The 1,790-nt window shown below is 60.0% G+C and carries 2 protein-coding genes; both read left to right on the top strand.

Going from position 1 to position 1,790, the window contains the following annotated elements:
• Positions 1 to 421, top strand: a 421-nt coding sequence (locus KP702_RS15920) for a glycosyltransferase (protein ID WP_215769378.1), incomplete at its 5' end; no start/stop codon positions are given.
• Between the two features lie 82 nt (positions 422 to 503).
• A partial coding sequence (locus KP702_RS15915; RefSeq protein ID WP_215769377.1) for a glycosyltransferase occupies positions 504 to 1,790 on the top strand: 1,287 nt, incomplete at its 3' end.

The following is a 1,790-nucleotide window of genomic DNA, read 5'->3' as shown; positions in this document are numbered from 1 at the left end:
CGGGCGGGAGGGATGGCTCGTCTCCGATCTCATGCAACAGCTTGAAAACGCCCGCTGGCTCAACGGCAAGATCCGCTTCATCCAGAACCCTACCGACGCCGAACTCCGCCGCCTCTACGCCGACTGCAGCTTTACCGTCTTTCCCTCTTTCTTCGAAGGCTGGGGCCTGCCCGTGACAGAAAGTCTGAGCATGGGGCGACCCTGCGTGGCATCCGGCACGACGTCCATCCCCGAGGCCGGCGGCAGCCTCGCCCGCTATTTCAATCCCCGAGACACCAACGACGCCTACCGTCTCATCTATGACACCATCACAAACCAGACCGCCCTCGGCGAGTGGACCGAACAGGTCCGCTCCCACTTCACACCCGTTCCCTGGACAGACAGCGCCAGAGCTATTCTGGCAGCATTCGACATGACCTAACCCAAGGCCTTTTCCCACCCTTCCGTGCGTGCCGGTAGCCGCGCGGCTTCCCTTTCTCGATGTGCGACAACAGTAAAGACCCATGACGATCTGGCTCGATATCGACGATCTGCTCACCTACCTGACCCACCATAACCGGCCCAGCGGTATCCAGCGCGTCGTTTATGAACTTTCGAACGCGCTCGATGAACTGGGCGGCGATGGAATCCAGTTTGTTCGCAGGGGGGAAAACGACCGTGATCTGCAAATCATTGAATGGTCTTTCATTCAGAACCTGTTCCGGAATATCACCACCCAGGCCCAACCGCGCCCCTCACAAACAGCGCAAAAGAATACGGGACAGGACAGACCCTCACGCCGAACTTCGACGAAGCTGAATGCCCGCCCCGCACCACCACCCTTGTCCTTCGCAGCCATTGACGACATTCCCGAGGCTGCGGGGCTGCAACAGGCTCTCCGGCTTCAAAAAACCATCCTCGGCCAAGTACTGCGGCTACCGGCTTCGGTCCTGCGTATCAGTGCACGCGCTACCGAACGTCATATCCACCAGCAGCAGGATTCCTGGCAGAGGAAACGGGCCGCATGGGCAAGTCGGTGGCGGCATCTGAACCAGTCCGACCCGGTTATGCCCACGGTTATTCTCCCGACTGGTCGGAGGTTTGAAGACGTTGCACAACCCGGAGATATATTCCTGACCCTTGGCGCGCCATGGCACCGGAGGGACTACGACAGGCTCGTCCGCTGGCTGCGCGATGACCTGCGCATGTCTTATGGCCTCCTGATGTATGACCTCGTGCCAGTCCGTTGCCCCGAATGGTGTAATCGGGACATGATCCTTGCCTATACGGAATGGCATGAAAACATCCTGCCCCTGGCCGATGTCATTTTTGTCATCAGCAAGGCCACGGCTGCGGACGTGCAGTCCTATTTGACGGAACAGGACATCGGCACATCCATCACCGTCCAGCCCATTCCGCTTGGCACTGGCTTCGGCCTCGCCGACATACCCGTCGCCACCGAGCCTCTCGTGAATGGGTCCTACGTCCTGTTCGTCTCCACCCTCGAGGCCCGCAAGAACCATGCCCTGCTCTTCCGCGTCTGGCGCAGACTCCTCGAAGATCTGCCCGAAGACCAGGTTCCTACCCTCGTCTTTGCCGGGCGGGAGGGATGGCTCGTCTCCGATCTCATGCAACAGCTTGAAAACGCCCGCTGGCTCAACGGCAAGATCCGCTTCATCCAGAACCCTACCGACGCCGAACTCCGCCGCCTCTACGCCGACTGCAGCTTTACCGTCTTTCCCTCTTTCTTCGAAGGCTGGGGCCTGCCCGTGACAGAAAGTCTGAGCATGGGGCGACCCTGCGTGGCATCC

Source organism: Gluconobacter sp. P5B12, assembly GCF_018812035.1.
In the GTDB taxonomy this organism is placed as follows: Bacteria; Pseudomonadota; Alphaproteobacteria; order Acetobacterales; family Acetobacteraceae; genus Gluconobacter.
This window is presented reverse-complemented; position numbering and strand designations above follow the sequence as displayed.